The organism is Amphritea atlantica (assembly GCF_900111095.1).
In the GTDB taxonomy this organism is placed as follows: domain Bacteria; phylum Pseudomonadota; class Gammaproteobacteria; order Pseudomonadales; family Balneatricaceae; genus Amphritea; species Amphritea atlantica.
Genome location: NZ_FOGB01000002.1, coordinates 230,242 through 253,413, shown reverse-complemented (window position 1 = coordinate 253,413; position 23,172 = coordinate 230,242). Strand labels below are relative to the sequence as shown.

The window sequence follows — 23,172 nt, the reverse complement described above, 5'->3', positions numbered from 1 at the left end:
TACCCAGAGGGCATGCCAGCACGTCTCCCACACTCTCAGCAGCAGATTTTTCCATTCTGATGAGATGACCAAAAGGCTGAAGCTGGAAGAATATTAAAAAAAGCGGGCAGCTGTATTGACAGCGCAGCCTGAAATCAGTTTAATACGCACCTCCTGTTTGCCCGGATAGCTCAGTCGGTAGAGCAGAGGATTGAAAATCCTCGTGTCGGTGGTTCGATTCCGCCTCCGGGCACCACTCAGGACTGAATCAGCCTCACTTTGTAGTGGGGCTTTTTTGTGTCTGGAAGAATGTTAGGGCGTCCTCGAACCTGGTTCGATTATGTAACCGCGCGAACTTTTTGGCAACGATTTGCGTTCTTTTTGGCCTATCTTCACCATAAAAAATAAGATAGAACATGCTTAAGTAGCGATGCTACTTATAGCTACCCACCCTAGGTAAAAAACACCTATAGCAAACGATAAAAGCCCTGCTGTTCCCAAAGCCCATGCGAAAACGTCAATCCACACAGGAATTACTGTTTCGGTCGACTCACCATCTAGTTCTTTTCTCCATCCCTCACCAAGTATATAGCCCCCTAATATCATGAATAAAACCACTAAAATCATGAATACAATGCTTATAAAGAGCAATGACCATGACCACTGAAGCATAGCAACAGCGGATTCACTCAGATCTGGCGCATCTTTTTTGGCAAAAAGCCCCATTGAAATAGTTAATGCTAAACCATCAACGGCTAATATATATCGAACAAGGAGATCCACTCGCTTTCGTGTATCCGCTTGATTCTCATTGAACTGTTTTAGCTTTTCCAGATGAATCTTTTGCTGCTCATGGTTATTTCCTTGGGTCTGTTTTTCCATTTACATGACGTCCTTTATCAAAAAAGACCTTGCTGGCCTCTTGCCTTTGGTTTTTCTTTCCAGTTGCCGAATATCAGTTCAATACAGTCTGAGGCTTTATCAGAACCACCAACGGTGTACTGGTAATCTACTTCGACCACCGGCAAGTTTGCAAATACCTTTCGAATGTCGGGGTGGTCGTTGATACTGATGATCATGTGGCCCTGTATCGATTCGGCCAGTCTGGCCATCTCTTCATACTCTTCAAAGCCGAACGGGACTCCGTAGCCTTCTGTCTGCCAGTAGGGTGGATCACAGTAAAACAGAGTGCCGGGGCGATCGTATTTCTTGATGATGCGCTTCCAGTCGAGATGTTCAATGGTTGTATTGGACAACCGGTAGTGAGCATCGGCGAGATCTTGCTCCAGTGTGAATATATTGAAGCGGGGTCTGCCAGTGGTGCTGGTCCCGAAGCTCTGGCCTTCAACCTTGCCACCGAAGGCCAGTTTCTGCAGGTATAGGAAACGAGCTGCCCGCTGTATGTCGGTCAGAGTTTCCGGTGGTGTCTGCTGCATCCATTGCCAGTTCTGGCGACTGGTTAGTATCCATTTAAACTGCTTATACAGCTCCTCGAGATGATGCTTAACAACCCGGTAAAGATTCACCAGGTCGCCATTAACGTCATTCAATATTTCAGTTTGGCTGGGTTCTTTTAAGAAGAACAGAGCTGCTGCTCCACTGAACGGCTCAACGTAACATGAGTGCTCAGGGAACAGCGGCAGAATGTGATCGGCTAGTTTTCGTTTCCCGCCGATCCAGGGTATGAGGGGCTTTGCCATGATATGTACCTTTCATATCTCTGGAGCTCGCGGCCCTCTGGTTTATTGCCCCGCAGCGGGAGCATTTTATTTCTAAAACTTGAAAAATTGCTTTAGCCAGCAGCTTATTACAGCGCTGACAACGTATGTCTTGCATGTGAACCTACCTAAAATCTGATAGGCTTGCTTTGCCTCGCGAGGCAGGGAAGCCCTGGGTTGGTTCACGTACCTGGTTTACGTGTTCTGACGGCTCAATAACGTTGCCGCGTTATTGGGTCGCTTCCTTCTGTTTCTTACTTTGCTAATAGTTCTTAATACAGAATCATGTTGTGTTGTGGCAGCGTTGGGGCTGATTGTTTTATCTCTCCTCCTTTGATGTATACATTCCCACCGGGGGTGCCGGTGCCTATTACCTTTAGTCTGTCGCCACTAAGAAGTTCAACGGTTGATTCTGTGCCGTCAGTGCTGATTATGGTGGCTATCTGGGTTGAGTCTTTCTCCAGCAGGCTCTCAAATTGTGTCCATACGTTAGGCATTGATCCTCCTATCCGCTGACAGTTGCTGACGAACGGTCAGCCCCTGGTCGTTGCTTTGAGCATTGATGGTGGTGCCGGATATCTGCACGGGGTATGTTTCGTTGAGATCCTGAATTTCTACCAGATGACCCGGTAACAGCAGCCCGGGAGCCAGACCGTAATCGGTTAGCCAGGTCGTGAAGCTCATCTCTTCCCAGGTGCCGCCCTTGGCAATCTCGATGCGGGCGCGTTCATAGCCTGCGCTTTGGTGTGTGACCAGATCGTCTGTTACTAACGGTGCAAGCTCATCACCTGCGGTGCCATCACGGGTTAGCGTGACAATAACACCGCCAGTTTTACCTCCTGCAACGATGGCCCGGTTATACGTCGGTAGTGTTTTGAATTGACTGCCCGCCTGATGGATAAGCGAAGCAGGGAGAATGGCATCTAACGCTGTACCTGGATCATTCCACTTGTGCGGGCTGACGGGGTAGCGGGGCTTAACGATCAGCTGTTTATCAGCTGCATGACTTTGCACGATGGCACCAGCAGTGTTTGCCAGGCGTTTTATCACTGCGATCGGGTCTAACTCGTGATAGCTGAAAGCACCGCCCGGGATCAACCAGTCAGTGGCTTGCCAGTCGAGCGTCCAGCCAGTATTCGCCAGCTCTTGCTCTGCCAACTGCTGAGCGGTGTAAGGCGCGCTGATAGCCTTACTTCTCTTTGGTGCATAAGGATCTGAGAGTATCCCGCTACGGCTTTTTCCTTTGATTGTTAAACCTGTTTGCCCGAACTGGCGAGTTCGACCATAACTTTCAACTATCGCGGTGAATAGATGGCCATTAATCTCGCAGGCGATCTCACGCGGGCCATTGCTATCAGGCTTGAGCAGGGCTATATCCGATTCATGCTTAATTGTGGCGCTGAAACGCCAGCCCCACGAGTCAGCATCGGTGCTCCAGTTAACGTTAGTCGCTGCAATTTCAGCCCCGTCAGGGGTGCGATACAGGGTTAATACAGGCATGAAGATATAAACTCCTCTGATATCTGGCTGAGGTGGGCGGGCGGCTTCCTCCTCTGGCTCGGCTGTCCAGCCCGGGCTGTAAGCGTAATCTGGCGTTGGCCGGGTCCAGCTGCCATCACCCCAGACAGCCTCGCGGCTTTCATCTACCGACGGCGGCGTGTTGTGGGCGATCACTTTGCCAGGATCAATTGGCCGGATAGGCTGATTTTCATACGGTGATGCAGCGCCCCAGCTGAAGCTAACTACATCAGCCGCAGGTGGCGTATAAGCCTCAGTAAAGCTGAAATTAACCTCATATCGCCAGGGTGGCGTGTAGTCTCGCGTGTCCCATATCAGGCGGTCACCGAAGTCATCGACACGCTGGAACTGATAGAGGCTGTCAACATCTACCGGTGGCGGCCAGTTCCAGGGGTCTAAATGATCTTTATCCAGCACCAACACAAAGTCAGCCCAGAGCTGATACTTGATCAGGTCGGTGGGTAGTGGGTAATTGCTCGGAAGATCGGTACTGCTGTTCAGTAAGCTGATAAAGCTATCCCAGCCGCTGCTGCGCTCGGTGTCAAACTGCGGGAGCATGCTGTGAGGCATTTCCGGTTCGGTATTGCGCCCGGTGCCGTTCTGCCATCGCCCAGCGCTGCTGGATTGTTTGTTGGGTGAGTCGTTGTGCGGCAGGTCTGATTCAATGTCTGCTATTGCCGCGACACCCCAGCGATAGCCTGAATTATCGTTTGATGACCCGCCTGTCAGGGTGACAACGGGTATGCTTTCACCCCATTGCAGATCAACACCACATATCATTCCTGGAAGTTCAGTCGTTAGGGTCAGCGCAGCGCCTCGCGCCAGATGCAGGTCGGACTGAATCTGCGGCAGTGTTGCCGCTATAGTCAGATCACGGACGTTATCAAGTATCAGCTCTATGGATGGCTGCAGTGGCTGCAACTGCAACGCGATCTGCAGGTCTATTGGTTGCGCGTGTTCCGCTTCGATCGCTGCCGATAGCACCGACAGTGTGGGCGATATTGCTAGCTCGAACGCCGCCGAATCAACAAACGAAAAATCAACAGCATTCCCGGCAGGGGGTGTATATGCACCGGTAAAGTTGAAGTTTACTGCATTACCTGCCGGGGGCGTGTAGGCCATTTACGCACCAGGTTCGATCAACTGCGGTATGGTTCCCGCTTTAATCCGGACAGGGCCGCCCGATACGATATTGGTTGTGTTGATGATGAAGGCTGCGCCCGATCCTGTCACGCCGACACTACCATCCAGTACGTTGTTGCCGTCACCGTCTTTAAATCGCCCCCAGCTTGCAATATTACTGGCATCGGCGCTGCTGTCTTCGGCCCAGGCATTAAACGTCAGCACTCCGTCTGCCACGGTGCCGCTGGGCTGGCTTAGGGTGAGCGTGGCAAGTAGAACGGGAATCTCGCCCATATCCTGCCAGGTGATATCGTTATCGGTGACGGTGCCGCCATCAGTTATCCAAGCGGGCGCTGCACCTGCGCTGGTGCCGGTGTTTTCTGCACGGTAGTAATGCCCGACTGCTGTAGCGTAATCACCCGCCGTGTAGACGGTGCTTATGGCATGGGCTGTCATCGATGTAATAGAGGCGTCAGGGTCTGGCTGCCCGCCGCTGTATTGCTCAAATACTGCCGGGGTTGCTGCCGCGTCCAGTGCGGTGATGATGCAGGTAGCGCGGGCGTTTCTGAGTGCGGTTGTCATTCGGATTGTCACTTTTTAAGTCCTTAAAGTTGGATTGATAGGACCGTGAATTAAAGGGCGGTATCCGGCAGGCGGAACAGCAACAGCATACACTTGTGTGCCATTTGTGAGCGATATTGCATAGTTCCCGCCAGCATCGCAGGTTGAGGTTTTTAATAGCTCACCTGTGCCAGCGTTATAAATCCTGACCTCGGTAATGCCTGGAGATAAATCAACGGTTACTGACCCCCTTACCTCGTATGGTTCTGGCGAGTCATCGGTTAAATAAACGTCCTCGATCTCGGTGTCGCTAAGGGCGAGATTATAGATCAGGATGCTGTCAATTAGCCCTTCAAAGTAAGCTTCGGCTCCAGGGTAACCCCTTCTGCCAATGTAAAGGCTATCAGTTGCCCGGGAGGTATTTCGAGTAACGGTTTTTGATGCCACGCCAGCGCCATCGAGGAATAACGTTGCAACTGTGCCGGACATTCTCAGTCCTGCATGACTCCACCCCTCGCCTACAGCCGGTCCTTTTACTTGTACGTTACCGCCACCTTCTCCCAGTTGGCTATTTAGATAGCCGCTATCATCACGGCCGATGAGTTCAAAAAAAGCAGGGATAGCAGAGTATTTGGATATCAAAACATTGTCGGTTCCTACCGGCTTATAACGCACCAATATCACAAAATCACCCGTCAAACCGTCAAGCGCGCCAGGGGCAAATGATATATGGTCGCCATTTCCGTTGAACGACAGAGCGTTTCCATGAAAGCCGGGGACAGAAATAGCCCCGTGGATAGTTCCGTTAAGGTTTCCCATTTCATCGATCAGCGTAGTGCCATCGATGTTATCCATTGTCCAGTGAGCATAAAGCCCAGTTAACTGGATAGCCATCAGTCTGCATCTCCTCTGATCTGCAATTTAAACGAATCGTCGGCTTTCGTCGGTGTGCCGCTGATTGTCGTTCTAGCAATCCAGATCGGCGCGTGAGCGGCGTCTGTATTGAAGCGCAGCACGTTGTTCGTGGCCCAGCCTGACCCCCATCCGTCAGCCAATATTGTGAAATAAGGCTCTCCGGTTATAGGATTTATTGGTGCGCAGTTTATTGAAGTGCTGCCAGTGGCTATCTGACCAGACACCTCACCAACCACGTTAAACGTGGTTGAACTGGTGAAGATAATCGCCCAGCGATCCCGAATAGCGTTTTTATTATCGGCCTGCAGGGGGTACAGCAGGTCGTTATATTGTGCTGTGGTATTGCTGCCGATACGGGCATCTGACCAGGTACTGGTCCAACTTGCCTGGCTGAACAAGTGGTGCACCCGGCTGCCGATATCGCCAAAGATCAAGGCGCTGGAGATAAAGGTATCTGCGGGGTCGTATGCTCTGGAGATAGCCCCCACCAGAGCCAGCTGACCGTTGATTTGCGCTTCATTTACCAGCGCCATATCTTCGATACGGTGGACAGCCTTCAGCGGCTCAGTGTAAGCGCTCAGGTCTGCCGGGTTGGCCATCGTAACAACACCCGTCTCCCGGTTTACCGTATAGAGCGAAGAATCGACCCTTGCGCCAGTCTGATCGATCAGATAGCAGGACGCCAACTGATCACGGCTTAGGTTCTCCACATCTCCAGCTGATAGCGGGCTGCTCAGCGTTTCGTTTTTGGTGCTGTGGATGACAATAACATCGCCACTTCTGATGATCGGCACCCGGCCGTCAATTGGCAGGCGTACCGGGTCCAGCCCCAAAATTGAGGCATCGAGCGGCATTGTTGAGTAAACCACGGCGTTAAACTTCATAGTGCCGGGGTCGACCGGATCGGGTACCCAGATTGTGCCATCTTCCAGAATATCGGCTGCGCTATACCATAGCTCTGTGCGGTTGTACGCGGTCAGAGTGCTTTCCAGCACATAACGACCAAATTGGACACTAACAATACCGGTTTCATAATCAACAGCGCCCTGTGCGTCATTTGTATCGATCACGCCTTGTCCGTTAGGGGTTAAACCGATCAGAGTGCCGTCTGGCTTGTTGACGCGAAGGTACAGCGAGGAAGGCCGTAGCGGTGCGCCGGGTGTTCTGAAATACAGGTCATGCGCTGTCCAGTCACCGTATTTAGTCAGCATTGTTTTGATTGTCAGGCTGTTGTTTCCGCCACCCTGGTAGCTATCAAACGAGATCTGCCCGGATGCGTAATCAATACTACCCGCCGCAGTGGCCGCGCCGGTGTTACGATCCCAGTCGGTGTAGATAGTGCCTTCCCGGTCGATATGGGTTTTGCCATTCCAGATGAACTCCAGACTGCCGGGAACAATCTTCCTGATAGTTGTCGGCGTCAGATCCAAGGTGACATTTGGTAGGGCTGCACTCTCAGACACAGCGGTTGGTGTCACACTGTCCTGCTGATAATGCACAGCGATATTGCCCGAGATAGTGCCGCTACGGGTCTCGGATCGATAAGTCCCTATAAAATAGCTATTTCCCTGGCTATCGCTGTAATTAACCGGCATTGATACAGCGCCCGTGGCATAGTTAATCGTACCGCCGTTGTTAAGGGTGCCATCACCCTTGTCATACACTGTGACTGTCTTTGTGCCGCTCTCAGTTGATGTGGTGAACCCCTGATTATCATAGGACCAGTTTTGGCTGAATGACGCAGAGAAAGTCCCGGGCTCAACTGGCGCGGCCGCGACTGTGAATGTAGCGTTATTCCCGCTCATGGAGTAGCCGCTGACATCTTCCGCCTGGATCGCGCCCTTGTCATAATCAATGGTCAGCACCGCGCCGCTGTCTGGCATCGCGGTAGGTTTCAAGCCTACTTGCCCGAGGCCATAAATCACTCGCCCGGTACCGTCACCGATCAGATTGCCGCTTCCATCATCGGTGGCCGTTTTTACAACGCCACCAGCATCCCAGCTTAGCGTTAGGCTGCCCGGCAGTATCTCGCCTGCTGATACGGTGAATGTCAGATAAGCAGGTTCAACATCAGGGTCGGTGGTGCGAATCTCATAGTGTACCGGGGTTGCCCAGGTGTAGATAATCTCGCTCTCTGTGTCGGGTAGCGCTCCCAGCGTGGCCACGACTGATCCGGTTGTGTAATCAATGGTTCCAGCACCGCCTGCTTCATCTACCAGAACACCGGTGCCGTCATCCTTCATCTGGTACCACTCGCCCTGTGCCATGTAATCAATGAATAGGGTTCCCGGCTGAGGGATTGGGCGCAGGGTCTTCACGTAGTTATAACCACGATTCGCCAGCGTTATCGTTTCGTGAGCAGTGTGGGCGGTGTCGTAGATAGCGGCCGCTGGTGCGGCTGTGAAGGTATAACCATACGTGCTGTATGATTTTGCACCTGTCACTGCACCACTATCGTATTCGATAGTGCCGTACTGTGTGCCAACAATGCCATATGTAGTACTGATGCTTGATGTGCAGATCAGGTTGCCATTGCTGTCATCTTCAAATGTCGCGTTATTACCGAGGTTTAACGTGACCGACCCAGGCACCACTGCCCGGCCAAATGAAAATCCAGCCGCAATCAGGGTGTAGCTAACCGATATGGAATACGGGTCACCGGCGGCAACGAGGTTTTGTCGGTCTACACCGGCTTGCACGTCAACCACCGGACTTTCAACCGTGGCACTTGGTACCAGCTGGCCGAACATAGAAGTCGCTTTGATGCTCATATCGCCCGGGCTGATCGCCGTGTCCAGCGGTACAATGCCGTAGTAATTGCTAGCGTCAGCCACCTGAGTTGAACGAAACACTGAGGGCGTAGAAACAGAGGAGAAGCGGCTGGCGGTTTGAGGGCCCGGGAATGTAGCCCGCAGGGCTGACCCTATATCCAGCACATAAACACGCCGTTCAAAAACGCCTCGGTCGTCTTCAAATTCTTGTATTTCATGGCTGACCGAATCGATGCGGATATATTGCTCTGCGCCAGTCAGTTCACCGCTGGAATCCTCTTCACGAATCAGGTACACCTGCCCGACCTCCGGCAGCTTTGCATCCACCCGGGAATACAGTTTAACCATCCGCTGGCCTTCCAGCTGGTCGCCCAACAGGGTGTAATCCGATACCGGGCCTTTCACTACATAGCTCTCTATCCGGTCACGGGCGTCAGTACGCTCATCGGTATAGCTATCGGTGCTGAACATCACCACTGAAACGCGAGGGTCTGCCGGGGCGTCGGTAATGATCGCATGGCTGCCGTAGTACATATCTTTGTTGGCAGTCTGAACGGCCGCATAAGCTTTGCGCAGGTTGACCCGACCATACGTGCGATCAAGCCGTGATATATCAGGAAACAGGTTATTAACCACACCATCCTCAACGACCACCGCGCTCATCATGCCGCCGCCGTCAGCGCTATCAGATAGACGCTCTGACGCCATGAGTTTGATGTCTGTGTCTAAAATTGTCATGCGTTATACCACCATCAGTCGGAGGGTAATTATGTAGAGATCGTCCGGTGCAGGGTCAGTAACCGGCTGCACTGGGTTTGCAGTGAGTGGGCCATCGGCCTGACGAAACATCACCGAATAGGTTGTGCCCTGCAGCGACAACGAATGCACCTGGCCGGGTTGCTGCACTAATGCATACAGAAGCTCAACCGTGGCTCGGGTTGCCCAGCCATCGACCAACGTGATCGGTCTGCCAGCCTGCTGCGCGGCTTCCTCGACAATCAGGGCACCGGTTAACGTCACATCAGCGCTCTGGCGTACAGCAGACCAGGCGAATTCATCAGACCAGATCAGGTCATCGGGGAGTGTGATCGCGTTCAAGGTAATCATCGTGAAATACTCGCAGCGTCACTCAGTTGACGAACCAGCACCTCGGCATCGGACTCAAAGAACTGTCCACTGATTGATTGGCCATTATCTGACTTGAAGTGCACCGTCATGGTTTTGCCTTCTGCTACAGCAGCCGGTGCTTGAGAAGCAGGCGCAGTGGGTTCCTGGTTGTATTGAGGCTGAGCCTGGGTCTGAGCTTTCTCCTGCTCGATGTTTTTTAGACGCAGTTGATGCGCTTCTTTTAACAGTTGTATGGCCTGGTTTGCCTCTTTCATCGCATCTGCATTGCCTGAGTCTCGGGCTGCTTTTTGTGCCGCACGCAGCTCACTCAACTGACGTTCAAACTGATTCACTTCAATAGATGCGTTATCACCTTTGAGGGCTGCCAGCTCATCTCTTAGGCTGGCCACGGTGTTGCTGAGATTGTCGGTTAACTGTTGGCTTTCACGGTTTATGGCATCCATCGCGGTGCGCAAACTATCAAGACGGGTTTTATCCAGCAGGGTAAAAGCACTGAGAGACTTTTCGCCATTTCTGGCCAGCGCAGCGGCCTGCTGGCCTCCTTGTTCCAGCACTTTGGCCATACGCTCTGCAGCGGCGGCCTGCTGGTGATAAGACTCCATGACTTTTTTGCCTTCGTGTAACTGATACCCGATTGCTTGCTTCAGGGTTTGTAGATAGAGCAATGTCCCAAAGTGGAACTTATCCATGACTTTGTCATAACCCTCACCAATCCGGCGCCACTGCTCACTCATAACAGAGCCGAGTTCATCCCACTGAGCCTTCGTTTTATCTCCAAGCTTCAGCGCGTATGAATACCCCGCCAGCAGGGAGGTGTTGTGCTTCTCTTTGCCTTTGGCATTTTCAGTGGCTGCCTTGGCATTTTCTGTCGTGGCCTTAGTGTTTTCTTTAACCGCTGTCGTTTCAGTGCCCAAACCGTCAGCCATCGTTTTAACGGTTTTTTTGGCCTGTTCTGCTTTATTCTTTAGGGCGTCTAACGCATCAGCGGCAATAAATAACCCCTGCACCAGATGGTCAGTCGATACGCGGCCATCTTGTCCAAGCTGTTCAAATTTCTTCTTGAGCTGCTCAACATCTTCTTGAGTTTTTGCTGTATTAATACTGTCAACAAACGCATCCCGCAGTTCTTCACTGGTCGCTTTGGCTTTGTTGGTGATCGCATCAAACTGGCTGACAATCTCTGACTTTGCCGTTGAAACAGCTTTTTTAAGGGGTTTCAGGCCGTCACTTGCCAGCGTATTCCAGGCATCAGAGATATCCGCTGCATCCTGCTGCAGCGCTTCTTTAAACGCCTTGCTGACACCCTGCATACCCGCCGCCTCAATACGATAACGGGCAGCGGCTTCTTTCATGCCCACAGCACCCAGCCCTTTCGACAGCGCATCCAACATGGCCGCAATGGCTGAAGAGACGGTCCAGGCAACGGTTTTAATACCGGCTGTAAAGCCGTTGAAAACAATAGAGAAGGCGGCAAAAATTTTATTAGTGCCTGTAAGCGTCTCATTTAACGAGTCAAGAATACTGCTGGCACCCGCCAGCAGCTCCTCAAAACTGCCCACCGAATCCGTCAGAAATTTCTTGGTCTTAGTCGTAGCGCTGACTAAAAAGTCTGATATCTGTTGGGCATATTCTTTCAACCGCCCGTCTGCAGCCATCTGGCCAAACAGCGCCAGCATCTCTTCGAGCTGCGATTTGGCAAAATCAAACACCCCGGCATCGGCAATTAAGCCAACAAAATTGGTCCAGTAATCTTTCAGGTTGCTGAACAGACCGTTCCAGGTCTTCATCTGGGCAGCCGCCGCACCCTTAGATGCACGCCCCATCTCATCAACCAGCAGCGCTATCTCTTTGCGGCCGAGTTTGCCCGCCGCACTGAGCTTTTGCAGTTCAACCGTATTTTTTCCGGTGGCTTTCGCCAGCAGATCCCATACCGGCACACCGCGCTCAATCAGCTGCAGCGCCTCTTCGCCCTGGAGCTTTTGTTTTGTCCAGGCTTGCCCCACCGCGAGAATAACGCCTTCCATTTTCTCCTGGGAAAAGCCAAGCTTGGCGGTCTGATCAATAATCGCCTGGTATGAACCATTCATCGGGTCGATACCGAAGGCTTTAAGTTTGATAAACCCCTCGGCAACACCGGTCAGCTCTGCCGGGGTTGTCGCTGTGAACTCCTTGATCCATTGAACGGCTTCTTTGCCTGCTTCAATAGATCCCATCAACGTGGTTATCTGGGTTTCTAGCAGTTCAAACTGTGCGCCGGTGCCAATAATGCCGCTAAACGCATTTTTCAGCGCATTGATGCCCAGGTATGTCCCGGCCAGGGCGATAACTTTAGTGGTGAGTGTTGAGATGCCACCGCTGGCAGCATTTGCCGCTTCCTTGTTCTTTTTCAGGGTTTTATTGGTTTTTTCCAGTCCCTTAACAAACCGCCCATTGGCTTCGCGCATCCGATCGCTTTTGTCGATAAATCGACCGGATGCTTTATCAGCCTCGGTCAACTTGTTGCCATACTTGTCGACCGACTTAGCCGCACCCTGAGTGCTGGAATCGGCACCCTCTACCGCACCACGAAATTTAGCCAGCGGTACGCTGGCTAAATCACGGGCCTTAATCAGAATACTGAGGGCGGTTTCCTTCAGAGCCATCGGTTATCAGCCTTCCTGATCGAGATAGAAAGGCGCGGTTTCGCCGTCTCGCAGGATCACTTTGCCGCCCAGCGTGGTGCTCACATACTCACTGGCGAGCAGATCAACGGCGGCAGATGGCGCAAGCGAGGCTTTCGGGATCTCGCATTTAACCGGTTTGCCGGTTGCCAGGTTGGTGCCGTCCAGGAAGATACGCGCATTGATGGTGGGGCGAACGCCGCCTTTAATGCGCGAACCGCTCACAGCTGCGTAGTCATAACTCAGCTTAATATCACCACCCGCTGCCAGAGTGCCGCTGGCGGTGGCCCGAATCATCCCAGCGGCATAGTTCACTTCATATGCGGTGGCAGCTATCGCGCTATCATCAGAGGCCAGCAGGGCGCTAAGCCCCTCGGTTGCCAGGTTGCTGTTGGGCAGCTTTGTCCACAATCCCGCTTTCAGCAACGTGACCGGTCCATCGGTGACGGTACCGGCCCCCTGATTGATAGTGGCGATTTCGCCCATCAGCGCCATGGCCAACATCTCTGCAGGCTGGTCATCAAACGCGATCGCAATTTCGCTGGGTTTCGCAATGGTGACGCTATTCAACGCCTGGCCATACGACGTTTTCTTTTTGGATGTTCGGTCTTTGGTGTCAGAGGGGGTGTTGATCTGCAACTGGGTTGCGTTCAACGGGCCGACCAGACCGGTAGGGTTGCCGGTTTCATCAAAGCGATCGAAGTAAACGTCGCCTGCTAACAGTAGTCCGCTCATGGGCGTGCTCCTTTGGTTTTGAATTTAATTTGATACGCTAATGGGTAGTAGCCAAAGCCGTTAGAAAAGCCCGGTCGAGAGGGCGCGTTCTTGCGCACAAAGTTGCCTAACTCGCAGTGCAGCCCCGCCATGGCGTGAATCACTGAGGCCAGCAACGGGCCGCTTTTGTTGGCGTCCCGTAGGCTGACGGCAATGACGATCATCCATGTTTGGGTGACATTACCCTGCAGTCCGCCTTGCGACGTTTCTGGCACAGCATCACCTGCATAGATAACATGCGCAGCGGGGGTTACTTGGCCGCGCTCTTTCATCTCAGCTAAGTCGCAGCTGCGATATACCTTGCGCAGGCCGGAGACCGCTTCTAGCGCTTGCACTAGATGGTCTTCTGCAACCAGGTAGTTATCTGTTAGCTGAAACATCAGATAAATCCCTTACTGTTTTTACGACCAAACACCAGGCCATCACTGCACATCTGTGCAGTGTTGTTACTGGGACTGGCATCACCTTCATCTGGCATGCCCAGGGAGATTTTTCCGGTGCCCAGTTTGCTGAGAAAGTCGATCGCATTGTCATAGCGCTTTTCGATACGCTCTGGCGCGTGTTCGTCATGCAGCAGATAGCGGGCGACATCACAGCAGATGCGTACTAAAACGTCGGGCACGCTGGGCAGGGGCAGGGTGTAGCGCCCGCCGAGATAACCATCGACCTCGGCACTGGCATCGGCTAATGCCTGGGTCAGCACTGTGTCATCGATGACACCGGTGGAGCCGTCCCGATCGGTGAGGAGGATTAGCTCCTCTTCACCGAAGCGTTTGGTCATATCGTTGCGGGCTGCGTACATGGCTTACGCCTTATCCAGTTCGTCAGTGAACGCTTCCCAGGCGGCATCACGCTCTTCGGCGGTAGTGCCTTTTGGGTAGGCGTTGGCCTTGGGGCTGCCGTCCTCTTTCCAGAGTGCGGCATCCTTTTTGTCCAGCTGGCCGATGTGAGCTACAAGCTCTGCCAGGCGCTTTGCGTCCACGGCCCCTTGCGCTTCGCTATCCTTAACTGCTTCGCCTTCCAGCAGCTCTGTGCGGCGATCGCTACGCAGCTGCTCCAGCTGTGCTTCGTTAAAATGATCGGCGGGGAACTCATTACGGCCCTGCTGAAAAACTTCACCCGCCCGGCGATAGCCAGTACCTGCTGCACAAATGACAATAATCGTTGCTTTAGACATTGCATGGTTTCCTCTCGGAATAGATTTATAGGTGAGCGTCCTTGCTCTAAAACGGTGTTAGCCCGCGCCGCTGATCAGATCAGCCAAGGCACAACTACCACTTCAACCGCTTTATAGTTGGTGTTGCTTTCGCCCTGGGCTTTGTACTCAGCTTCAACAACCGCTTTCGCTGCGGCGCGCTTGCTTGGCCCGACAATCAGCATGTTTGGCATGATGCCCAGTGGGCGGCCTTTGTCTGATTTATGCGCCCCCATGGCAGCAATCGCTGCATCAAAGTTGGCGGTATTGAGCGTGGCTTTTGAACCAAACGCCTGCTGCCAAAAACCGAAGCCCACGTTGCCCCGGCCATCAACGCCATAGAGATACTCATCTGCTATAAACACATGGTCTGAATTACCGGCATCTGTTTTAGCCAGCAGACGATAATCACGGCGGCGCTGATAGATCAGCGGCTTAAGTGGCCGGGTGGTGTCCAGCAGGAACCAAGGGCTTTCTGCACCGGCCTGCATATTGCTGACAGATTGCTCGTTACCGTCTTCACCCACGGGATGGTCAGTATCAAAGAAATACTGGCCGTCATAGCAGGTTGTCGTGAAACCGGCAGCGAGCAGGGCAAAGATCAACTCATCGGGGTGGGTGGATGATGCGTATCCCATATCCTGAAACTTAGGGCTGAGAATGCCGTAATTGTCATCTTCGATACGCTCGGCGGGGATACCTTCGGTCGCTTCGAACTTTTTATTTTTCAGCGAATAGTCATAGACTTTCATGCGGTTGATCTGACGATCGCCGATCCACTCGCGCAGACGACTAAACTCGCCGAGCCAGCTGTAATCTTCTTGGGCTGTCGTTGAGGGCACCAAGGTGGCGACTTTTGGCCAGAGAGGTGTGTAAGAGCTTCGGCCGATTTGAAACGCGGCGTTAACAGCTGCATACAGCGCTTTAAGTGCGCTTGGCGTAATATTCATCGTTTTATCCTGTCCTTAAAATTAAGCGTTAAACCGGGCTTACTGGCCCAGCGCTACCCAAACACCATCACCATCCACCTGGATGATCTTGCCTGCGGCATTGAGGGTGTTGGTGGCGTGATCGATTGAGAGCGTGGAGTCATTCACGAAGTAAGCGGTCGCGCCGACATCGGTCACCGCGATATCGCCGCTGTTGGTAAACTTATGTTCACCCGAAACCACTTCGGCTATGATGCTGCCGTTAGATCCGGCGCTGTTATCCACTTCAAAGGTGGTTACACCGGCACTCAGTGCGGCACCTGAACCATCAGTGACGGCGGTCAGATAGCCCGCATCCAATACGGTCGGGGTGTTAGCGTTTAGGGTGACTCCGGCTTTTACTCCGTAGGCGCGCTTACGGCCTACGCGCTCTGCTTTAGCGCTCATTGGCTCAACTCCTGTTTTGATTTAAGGAAGGCCGCTTTATCCAGCCCGGTGGTACTCAGCACCGCCAGGTCTTCAGCGGTTAGATCGTCTGCCTTTTCTCCTTCTGGCTTTTTGCCTTGGGTTTGCTGGGCTTTCAGCGCAACCAGGGAGGGGCGGCTATCGAGCATGGCCTTCAGTGCAGCAACACCCTGTTGCTCGCCAAACTTGGTGAGGTAGTCCTCTTCGGCGGCCAGCACTTTGCCCTCTGCTTTGGCATCCTTCAGCAGCTGTTCCAGGCTTGCCTCATCAGAACCGGCTTTCAGCACCGCCATCTGTGTGACCAGGGCGTTGTAAGTTGCGGCAGGCACATACATCGACAGATCGATGTCTCCATCTTTGGCTTTGAGGGCCGCGACTTCGGTTGTCAGCTCTTCTGATTTAGCGGCTTTTTTGGCCAATGCGCCCAGCGCGCTCAATGCCGCTGTGCTCTGCTCATCGGTCAGCTGATCACCTTCATTCAGCTCAATGCCGAGTTGGGCCAGCAGCTTACGCATCGCTTTGTTCATAACAGGATTCTCCTGGGGTTGGTTATCGTGGGTAGGGTGAGGAACGATCTGTGCGCAAAGAGCTTCGAGATCTTGCATGCCATCGATACCGGCACGGTTGGTCAGCGCTGCGCTGTGGATAAAAAGGGGTTCGCCGGTGCGTTTGTCGTACGGAAACACGGAAGAGAGAAAGCGGTATTCCTTGCCTTTGATATATTCGAGGGCGCGGGAGGTCCACGTCGGCTTAATCCATAGGCCAGAACCTTCCCGCCATTCCATATGCTCTCTAAACCAGCCGCTAGCGGGGGCGGGCTGACCATTTTTGTCTGCATTCAGGGTTTGATGTTCGTAATCGATCACTAGGTCATTTACAGCCGCCTTGGCAATTGAGATAAGACGGTGAGCGATGTCTGCGGTTAGATTCCACTTGCCGCCAGGCACATCGAAGGGACGGCCATCAACAGCGCTGAATTCACCAGCGGGGAGTAGCTGGCACCAACCAGCATCGGTGTCATTTAGTTCAAACGACAGCGCAACAACGCCGAGATTGGCGTTGCTGGTGGCTGACAGTACAGCGATTGAGTGGGGTGATTGATTCGTCTTCATGCCGCCAGATTAGCGGCATGGGTGGTGGCGTGGGTTTAACCTTGGTCAGATGTTTTTAACTACAATTCCTCACTAGTACTATCTGATGAGGACTCATCAGCTTCAGATTCATTGAAGCGCCCGAGATAGTTTTCTTTTTCTTGTTCAGTAAATGATTCTACATCAACGATAAGTGCCTGGGAGATTGAGCCTGCGAGATCCTTAGCATTAATTTTTAACTTAACAGGTACCTTACCCCATTCAGCATCAATCAATGCGGCTTTATTTGGCTCAGTTAAAGACGTATCCTGAACTTTAGCCCAAAAAACGGCACCCGAATCAACATTTCTCACCTTAACTTTAAAGCCGTTTATAAAAGAAGAATTAACTTCCATTAAACGATAGGATCCATCTAGTCGTACTTCGGCCGATTTTCTTTTAGCATTCCTTGTCAACAGCTGCGCCTCTTCCCCTGTGATTTCAGCGCCTCCTACACCTATTTTTTCAGCCATTCCTGCACGTTTAAAAACCTCTGTGGCAGTATCGTGAGCATGACGCTGAACATTATCGATAGCGGGGTAACTCTTAGCTATATCACGTATCAACTTCATTCTTTCCGTCTCTTGTGCGGACATAAATTGAAACGTTTCAATGTGTGCTTTTTTCTCTTCAATTATTATTTCTTTCTGCCTAGCGTCTTTGCGATCTTGCAGATAGTCCTTATATGCTGTGTTACCGGCATATAGAGACCCAAGCACTATAATTAATAAAACCAGTTCCTTACTAGACATTTTTGACACCGCCGATCCAAAAGCTTTATCCAGAATTTCTTGTAAATCAATATTAAAAATCGAAGATCCATCTTCCACTCCGATGGCTAACTCAAGCTTTTTTTTGTCTTCAACAGTCAGCTTATTTACATTATAAGTCCCATATTCAGCATACGCATAGGCGCGATGAATACCCCGTTGAAGCTCAATGAAGGCTTTCATTATGGATGGAGTTATTGAGTTGTGGTATTTTGGGCCTACCAAGTGAATCTGAGCTAAAGGCCACCCATCAAACTTTAATTTAATGTCATCAGCATCAATCGAGCCATCGTTGATTGATCTAAGTAAATTAAAAGCATCTATTTCTGTTTTAAGAACGACTTCCCTTGGCATCTATGGCTCCCTTTGAGTAATGGCGTATTAACAATGATACAACTAATACCATTCAACGCGTTAGACCCGCGTTAGAAACCATATACTCACTTTGCGCACTCCATCATAACCACTAAGCAACACAACCCCTTACAGCGCCGCTCAGGCCTCCTTTTGCTAGCCCTCTGCCTGAATAAATTCATCCAGGATATCGATAACTTCTACTTCATCCTCATCACTTAACCCAAAGAATGACCGCGCCTCTATATTGCGGCTCTCATCACCTAGTTGCTGGGTGGCGGCATAAGCGTCTGTACCGGGGCCAGTGCTCAGACCCGCTTCATCGGCAGACCAAAAAGGGAAGATGGTATCGCGCAGGTGGAGTGTTTCACCGTGGAGGATCTTATCAACCGGGACGCCTTTGCGCTGTTTGCGCTTTATCGTGGCCGCTTTAAGGGGAGCCCAGGGGTTGCCGTCCGGGTCTTCTTCGTTATCGAAGTGATCGCGGGTGCGCTCTTCCAGGAAGTGGGCTATCTCCATCATGGCGGGCTGGGTGTTGCTGACTTTTTCAATAAACCGGTCCAGCACCTCATATACCGGGTCGCTGTCATATGCCAGGCTGATTGCTGTTTGTGTTCCCGCCATTGGCTTTTTTATCCTATAATGAAGGTTCTCCAGACAGACAAGGACTTCGAGTTCCGTCCACTGATCTGTCGGTGGGGTGCAACGGCGAAGCGCGGCACCCGCCCTTATTCCTCTTTTGCTGATTCTTTTCTGACGTACAGGTTCACACCTTCACGCTGTCGCTCTAAGTAGGCATCATTATCTGGCACCTTTTGGCCACGTTGCTTTCTATGAGGCGTAAAGGATGTATTACCCGTCCAGATGCCTTGTCCATATTCAAAAGCACTGAACCCATGCACTGACTGGCCAGACTCTTCCATCACCCAGCGTTTGATGTAACGGCGCTTAAGCTTGTATTTACCCGGGCGTGCACGGTCGGTTTCGAGTATTGCCCAGATCTCGTCGGGGTTTTGTATTGCCCTGGCAAGTAAGCGCATATAGCGGTGGCGTAGTTTGTCTTTCGATACTTTGTATTGGCCGTCGGCCCCACGAAACAGATAGTCGTTAATCGCAATGGGCTCACCCAGAACATCTTTAAATATCAAGTCACCTTCGCCAAACTCACCCAGGAACGCCTGCACGTATTGCTCGTCTGGCAGACCGTCAACCATCAGACTCTTTGACGAAACAGAGGTCGCAGCAGGTAGAGGCGGTTTAGCGACCGGGCCGACGGGCACAGATTTTATTGTGCTGGGCCATTGTTCCTGGACGTGGGGAGTACTTTGCCTCAGCCAACTCTGCCCTGGCGTATGTTCAAAACCGGGATCGATGCCCAGGGGGATCTTACGGATCTCGCCGGTGCGTTTGTCCGGGTACTCTTTAAATTCATCTGCAGGGGCGATATCCGGCCCGGTTTTGCCCAGGCGGCGCATGGCCCGTTCTGACTTGGGAAACTTCTTACACTTGCAGCCGTAGCCGTTAGAGGGGCTATGTGCCCCCCAGAACGGATCATCAGACGCTAATACCAACCTGTCCCATTTCTTGTGCTGCGGCCTGAAGTTCTCGGCCCCTGAGTGGCGATACTCCATGTAGGGGAACAGTTTTTTAAAGCCCGGCTCGGCCATCTGCGCTTCACGCCCGGCATTGTATGCCTGGCGAATATTGGTCTCGTAGATCAGCCGAGAGCGCCAGCCACGCGATCCGTGATAGCTCCAGCCATGCTTTTCAACAATGGTGTCGAAACGCTTTTGAAAGTTTTGCAGGGTTTCACCGTCTTTAATCGCGGCCTGTATGCCCGTCAGAAAGTCTTCAACAATGGCGGTCTTTTTGGCACCGGCGATCATAAAACCGTGATCATGCTGCTGACCATAGACGTCGGCCCAGCCGTTAGTCGGCAGGGGCACCTTCTGTTGCAGATAGTCGATAGCCTCTTTAAAAGGCTTGCTGCCGTAGGCTGGCATTATTCGGCATCCTGCAGCAGCTCATAACGGCCCGCTATGGCTGCAACGGTGAGTGCCTGACTCATGGTGTCGGTTAGCGCGGCGCCGTCCAGCGGCAGCGCCATCAATTGTTCTGTTAACTGCTCCAGACTGTCGGCGTTGTCGACCAGCTGGCGCAACGTGTCTAACAGATCATTGGTGTTTTGGTCAGCCTTTGCCTGAACGTTATCAACCAGCGCATCGATCTCATCTGTATCCAACTGTTGTGCTTTCAGCGCTGCGAGGGCGACCTCTTTTGAACTTTTTGCTGGTGAGGCTGGCGTTTGCGGGTAACTTTGAGATAGTTGCAGAATCTCTTCGCCTTCATTGGGCTGTGGGATTTTGGTTTTCTCATTTACCCAGCTCATTGGGATTCTCATACCGAGAGAAACAAGGCCGTTTAATGGTTCAACGAACTGTTGCAGATCTTCCGGCTCATTCAGATCGAACTCTAGCCGGGGAATTCGACGGGGGCTACTGAACGACTTACCGTTCAGCACATACATGGGGTAGACCACATCGCGGGTCAGTGTGGCCGCCAGAGACTTCAGATCGGCGTCGCGGATCTCTTGCCGCACTTCGTTGTGTACGTTGCCCAGTGCATTGGTTGAGCTTTTACCGTCGGCCTGGCTGGTGAGGGTGCCGCCCAGAATGGCTTTAGACTGACTCTTTTCACACCAAGCTATCATCGCCATGAATGGGTCACTGGCACCCTCGGCGGCTTTCTCGAATTCGATCTCCATCCCTTTGGGAATGATGCCACCTGCGTTGTGACCGATACTCATCACTGCCCGCAGCAGCGTTAGCTTTTCACGTTCGCTGGCCCCTTCGGGGTATTTACCCAGGCGCAACGGCAGGCCGTAGATCTCAAGAAATTCGGCGAGATCTCGCACGCTATAGTTCTTAAACAGGAATGGCCAGGCCAACACGCGCACGAGACCACGGCGTGACAGATAGCCAGACTTAGCTTTCGCCTGGTGGCTTATCCAGCCAAACGGGCGCAACGGTTCACCTTCGTGACTGCCATCACGTAGGCGCAGCTCGTCCCGTTTATCCGGGTGGGTTTTAAACCAGCTGGAGTCGCGCCATTCGGCGTCGTTGATAAAGTGGGTTTTATCCTCAAACGTCCAGGATATTTCCAGGTTAGCGAAGCTTTTCAGAATAGCGTCACCGCAATCGAAAATAGCCTCATCCAGCCAGGTTGCTGAGCGTAGCTGCTCTTCGATCATTTCAGCATCGCGCTTTTCGGCAGCGCTGGCGTTCGATGGTGGGACAATGTTCCAGTCTGGCCCCTGCATGGCTAAGCGGCGTTTACCCAGCTCACTCTGTACGTGAGGGTCTTTCTCTTCGATATCTTCGGCCAGTTCACACTGACGCATCAGATCACCTTGCTCAGCCTCTTTCATAATGGTCGCCAGCTTTGCAGGCGTCAGACCGCTGGACGGATGGTCGCTGTAGTGACGGTGAAGCTGCGCCAGTTTAGCATCGGCCTCGGTTTGCGGCTCGGCCAGATCCGGCAGGTCGAACGGCTGGCCATTGATATCAACCAGTGTAGATTTAGCCATTACCAGGCTCCCTGTTTTGAATAGTTGGGTATATCGTAATCGTCGTCATTGTCGGCACCGCCCCACGGATCGGACTTACCAGGCACGGCCATAAAATCAATACTGCCGCCTTCCATCCAGCTCGCGCGGATCGCCATGGCCAACGCAACCGCAAAGTCACCGTGCCGCTGCTGGCCATCACTGCCGGTACCGCTGCCTTTTTCGATTTGCGGCACGCCTTGCTTGACCTGAATCTTGCTCATATCGGACTGAATGTCTTCGTGCCGGGGAATCTCCAGGTTGCCGTCTTCAAACTCGGCTTTAAGTTTTGGCATCCACTCGCGATACCAGGGCAGGTTAAGCATGACGGCATCAACAATCTCGGTACCCCACTTCAGCCGGGCCGCTTCGGCCAGATAGCCGCCGTTGCCGGTGGCGTCGAACGCAGCAGCGGTAAATCGAGGCAGACGGGTGAGAATGTAGAAAAGCACGACGCGCTGGGTTTCGTAAGGTGCGTTCGCCAGCTCTACCAGAAAGGGCACACGTTTTGTCAGATCCGGGTAAATGGTTAGCGGGCAGAACACTGACAGATCGCCTTTGCGGGCAAAATCTTCCCCGAAGACATGACGATGGTTGTCGTTGAGCTTATCCAGCAAAGGCTGCAGGACGTTCTCGCACCATTCTGCAATGATGCGGGTGCGCTCGCCTTCGGGCTTTAACTCAAAGTCTTTAGGGGCCGTCCAGCGCACAATGGGGATAGAGCGATCGGAAACCATTGCCCGTTCGACCAGTGTGCGCTTGATATAGATACCGCTGCCCGATTTAGGCACACAGTAATATTCTTCCAGGGCGTCTTCTTCGGTTGCCGTGTCTTTCAGCAGCCCGGCTTTCCACTCGTCCTCAGCTTCTTGCGTCCATTCTTTGCGGGTGATTTGGCATATCCGCTTATACAGCCCTTCTGCACAGGCATCGTCTAACGTGATGGTGTGCACGCTATAACGCTTTTTACCGGCACGGCTATCAATAATCAGTTGATTAAAAAGGTTTTCAATGCCGTTATGGGTGCTGATGATGCGGACTTTGCTGCCCCACATGGTGAGTGCCAGGGCCGCTTTAAGCAGCTCGGCCAGGCGGTCATGGAATGCCGCCTCATCAATAGTGACGTTGCCCTGCATACCCCGCAGGTTTGATGGGTTGCTTGAAAGAGCTTGTATCTTAAAACCGCTGGCGAAGTAGATAGTGAAGGTGAGGATCTCTTTGCCTTCTTTACCCTCATCGATAAACAGCTCTTCCTGGATATCCCCGGCCGCTTTATCAAACATTCGCGACCACATTGCCGCCGCTTCGATAAACTCCCGCGCCATCTCTTTGTTTGAACCAACGTAGAAATGGTTGCAACCGCCTTCTGACTTTGCCGCCCCCGCACATAACGAACCGTCTGCAGCTTCGGCCCACGTGAGCCCGGTGCGTCGAGATTTCTCAGCAATCTTGAGTACAGATTCATCAGCTATCCAGCGCTTCTGATAACCCAGCAGCACTTCTGATGCATCAAATTGCTGAAGCTGCGCAACCCCCTCAGCAACAGCTTGAGATAAGGCATTAACTGAAAGATCCATAA

General features: G+C 52.4%; 22 protein-coding genes and 1 tRNA gene. 1 reads left to right on the top strand and 22 read right to left on the bottom strand.

The window, feature by feature from the left end:
- Nucleotides 1-159 precede the first annotated feature (159 nt).
- Nucleotides 160-235, top strand: a tRNA-Phe gene (locus tag BMY09_RS04470).
- 164 nt (nucleotides 236-399) lie between these two features.
- Here BMY09_RS04470 and BMY09_RS04465 read toward each other — a convergent pair.
- The 22 genes from BMY09_RS04465 to BMY09_RS04360 all read right to left on the bottom strand — a co-directional run bounded on the left by BMY09_RS04465 (nucleotide 400) and on the right by BMY09_RS04360 (nucleotide 23,170).
- Entirely contained in the window at nucleotides 400-861 is a 462-nt protein-coding gene (locus tag BMY09_RS04465) for a hypothetical protein (RefSeq protein WP_091354562.1), read from the bottom strand.
- A 17-nt stretch (nucleotides 862-878) separates the two neighbouring features.
- Nucleotides 879-1,679: a DNA adenine methylase gene (locus BMY09_RS04460; protein ID WP_091354561.1), complete on the bottom strand. Its 801-nt coding sequence runs from the start codon at nucleotides 1,677-1,679 to the stop codon at nucleotides 879-881.
- The gene (locus BMY09_RS04455; protein ID WP_091355241.1) at nucleotides 1,606-1,815 is read right to left on the bottom strand and encodes a Com family DNA-binding transcriptional regulator; all 210 of its coding nucleotides are present in this window, start codon (nucleotides 1,813-1,815) and stop codon (nucleotides 1,606-1,608) included. Before BMY09_RS04455 ends, BMY09_RS04460 begins: the two co-directional genes overlap by 74 nt.
- A 154-nt stretch (nucleotides 1,816-1,969) precedes the next feature.
- Complete coding sequence (locus BMY09_RS04450) at nucleotides 1,970-2,194, bottom strand: hypothetical protein (RefSeq protein WP_091354558.1); 225 nt, start codon at nucleotides 2,192-2,194, stop codon at nucleotides 1,970-1,972.
- Entirely contained in the window at nucleotides 2,187-4,337 is a 2,151-nt protein-coding gene (locus BMY09_RS04445; protein ID WP_091354556.1) for a hypothetical protein, read from the bottom strand. The genes BMY09_RS04450 and BMY09_RS04445 overlap by 8 nt, the downstream gene beginning before the upstream one ends.
- On the bottom strand, nucleotides 4,338-4,931 hold the full coding sequence (locus BMY09_RS04440; protein ID WP_139203134.1) for a hypothetical protein: 594 nt from the start codon (nucleotides 4,929-4,931) through the stop codon (nucleotides 4,338-4,340).
- A 3-nt stretch (nucleotides 4,932-4,934) separates the two neighbouring features.
- Nucleotides 4,935-5,792 carry a LamG domain-containing protein gene (locus BMY09_RS04435; protein ID WP_091354552.1) on the bottom strand — a complete coding sequence of 286 codons (858 nt, stop codon included), beginning with the start codon at nucleotides 5,790-5,792 and terminating at the stop codon, nucleotides 4,935-4,937.
- Complete coding sequence (locus BMY09_RS04430) at nucleotides 5,792-9,322, bottom strand: hypothetical protein (protein ID WP_139203133.1); 3,531 nt, start codon at nucleotides 9,320-9,322, stop codon at nucleotides 5,792-5,794. The genes BMY09_RS04435 and BMY09_RS04430 overlap by 1 nt, the downstream gene beginning before the upstream one ends.
- A 3-nt stretch (nucleotides 9,323-9,325) precedes the next feature.
- Nucleotides 9,326-9,691, bottom strand: a complete 366-nt coding sequence (locus BMY09_RS04425) for a hypothetical protein (protein ID WP_091354548.1) — start codon at nucleotides 9,689-9,691, stop codon at nucleotides 9,326-9,328.
- A complete protein-coding gene (locus BMY09_RS04420; protein WP_091354546.1) occupies nucleotides 9,688-12,354 on the bottom strand; it encodes a tape measure protein in 2,667 nt (888 codons plus the stop codon). The genes BMY09_RS04425 and BMY09_RS04420 overlap by 4 nt, the downstream gene beginning before the upstream one ends.
- Nucleotides 12,355-12,360: 6 nt before the next feature.
- Complete coding sequence (locus BMY09_RS04415; RefSeq protein WP_091354545.1) at nucleotides 12,361-13,107, bottom strand: phage tail tube protein; 747 nt, start codon at nucleotides 13,105-13,107, stop codon at nucleotides 12,361-12,363.
- Nucleotides 13,104-13,526 carry a phage tail terminator protein gene (locus BMY09_RS04410; RefSeq protein ID WP_091354542.1) on the bottom strand — a complete coding sequence of 141 codons (423 nt, stop codon included), beginning with the start codon at nucleotides 13,524-13,526 and terminating at the stop codon, nucleotides 13,104-13,106. The genes BMY09_RS04415 and BMY09_RS04410 overlap by 4 nt, the downstream gene beginning before the upstream one ends.
- The gene (locus tag BMY09_RS04405) at nucleotides 13,526-13,948 is read right to left on the bottom strand and encodes a gp436 family protein (protein ID WP_091354539.1); all 423 of its coding nucleotides are present in this window, start codon (nucleotides 13,946-13,948) and stop codon (nucleotides 13,526-13,528) included. Before BMY09_RS04405 ends, BMY09_RS04410 begins: the two co-directional genes overlap by 1 nt.
- A 3-nt stretch (nucleotides 13,949-13,951) precedes the next feature.
- Nucleotides 13,952-14,323: an HI1506-related protein gene (locus BMY09_RS04400; RefSeq protein WP_091354536.1), complete on the bottom strand. Its 372-nt coding sequence runs from the start codon at nucleotides 14,321-14,323 to the stop codon at nucleotides 13,952-13,954.
- 74 nt (nucleotides 14,324-14,397) lie between these two features.
- Entirely contained in the window at nucleotides 14,398-15,291 is an 894-nt protein-coding gene (locus BMY09_RS04395; RefSeq protein WP_091354534.1) for a Mu-like prophage major head subunit gpT family protein, read from the bottom strand.
- Between the two features lie 39 nt (nucleotides 15,292-15,330).
- The gene (locus BMY09_RS04390; protein WP_091354531.1) at nucleotides 15,331-15,717 is read right to left on the bottom strand and encodes a hypothetical protein; all 387 of its coding nucleotides are present in this window, start codon (nucleotides 15,715-15,717) and stop codon (nucleotides 15,331-15,333) included.
- Nucleotides 15,714-16,847 carry a phage protease gene (locus tag BMY09_RS04385; RefSeq protein ID WP_091354528.1) on the bottom strand — a complete coding sequence of 378 codons (1,134 nt, stop codon included), beginning with the start codon at nucleotides 16,845-16,847 and terminating at the stop codon, nucleotides 15,714-15,716. Before BMY09_RS04385 ends, BMY09_RS04390 begins: the two co-directional genes overlap by 4 nt.
- Nucleotides 16,848-16,906: 59 nt before the next feature.
- The gene (locus tag BMY09_RS04380; protein WP_091354525.1) at nucleotides 16,907-17,989 is read right to left on the bottom strand and encodes a hypothetical protein; all 1,083 of its coding nucleotides are present in this window, start codon (nucleotides 17,987-17,989) and stop codon (nucleotides 16,907-16,909) included.
- Between the two features lie 156 nt (nucleotides 17,990-18,145).
- Nucleotides 18,146-18,613 carry a phage virion morphogenesis protein gene (locus BMY09_RS04375; protein WP_091354523.1) on the bottom strand — a complete coding sequence of 156 codons (468 nt, stop codon included), beginning with the start codon at nucleotides 18,611-18,613 and terminating at the stop codon, nucleotides 18,146-18,148.
- A gap of 104 nt (nucleotides 18,614-18,717) precedes the next feature.
- Nucleotides 18,718-19,992, bottom strand: a complete 1,275-nt coding sequence (locus BMY09_RS04370) for a PBECR2 nuclease fold domain-containing protein (protein ID WP_091354521.1) — start codon at nucleotides 19,990-19,992, stop codon at nucleotides 18,718-18,720.
- Nucleotides 19,992-21,575, bottom strand: a complete 1,584-nt coding sequence (locus BMY09_RS04365; protein ID WP_091354518.1) for a DUF935 domain-containing protein — start codon at nucleotides 21,573-21,575, stop codon at nucleotides 19,992-19,994. Before BMY09_RS04365 ends, BMY09_RS04370 begins: the two co-directional genes overlap by 1 nt.
- Complete coding sequence (locus BMY09_RS04360) at nucleotides 21,575-23,170, bottom strand: terminase large subunit domain-containing protein (protein WP_091354517.1); 1,596 nt, start codon at nucleotides 23,168-23,170, stop codon at nucleotides 21,575-21,577. The genes BMY09_RS04365 and BMY09_RS04360 overlap by 1 nt, the downstream gene beginning before the upstream one ends.
- Nucleotides 23,171-23,172: the final 2 nt, after the last annotated feature.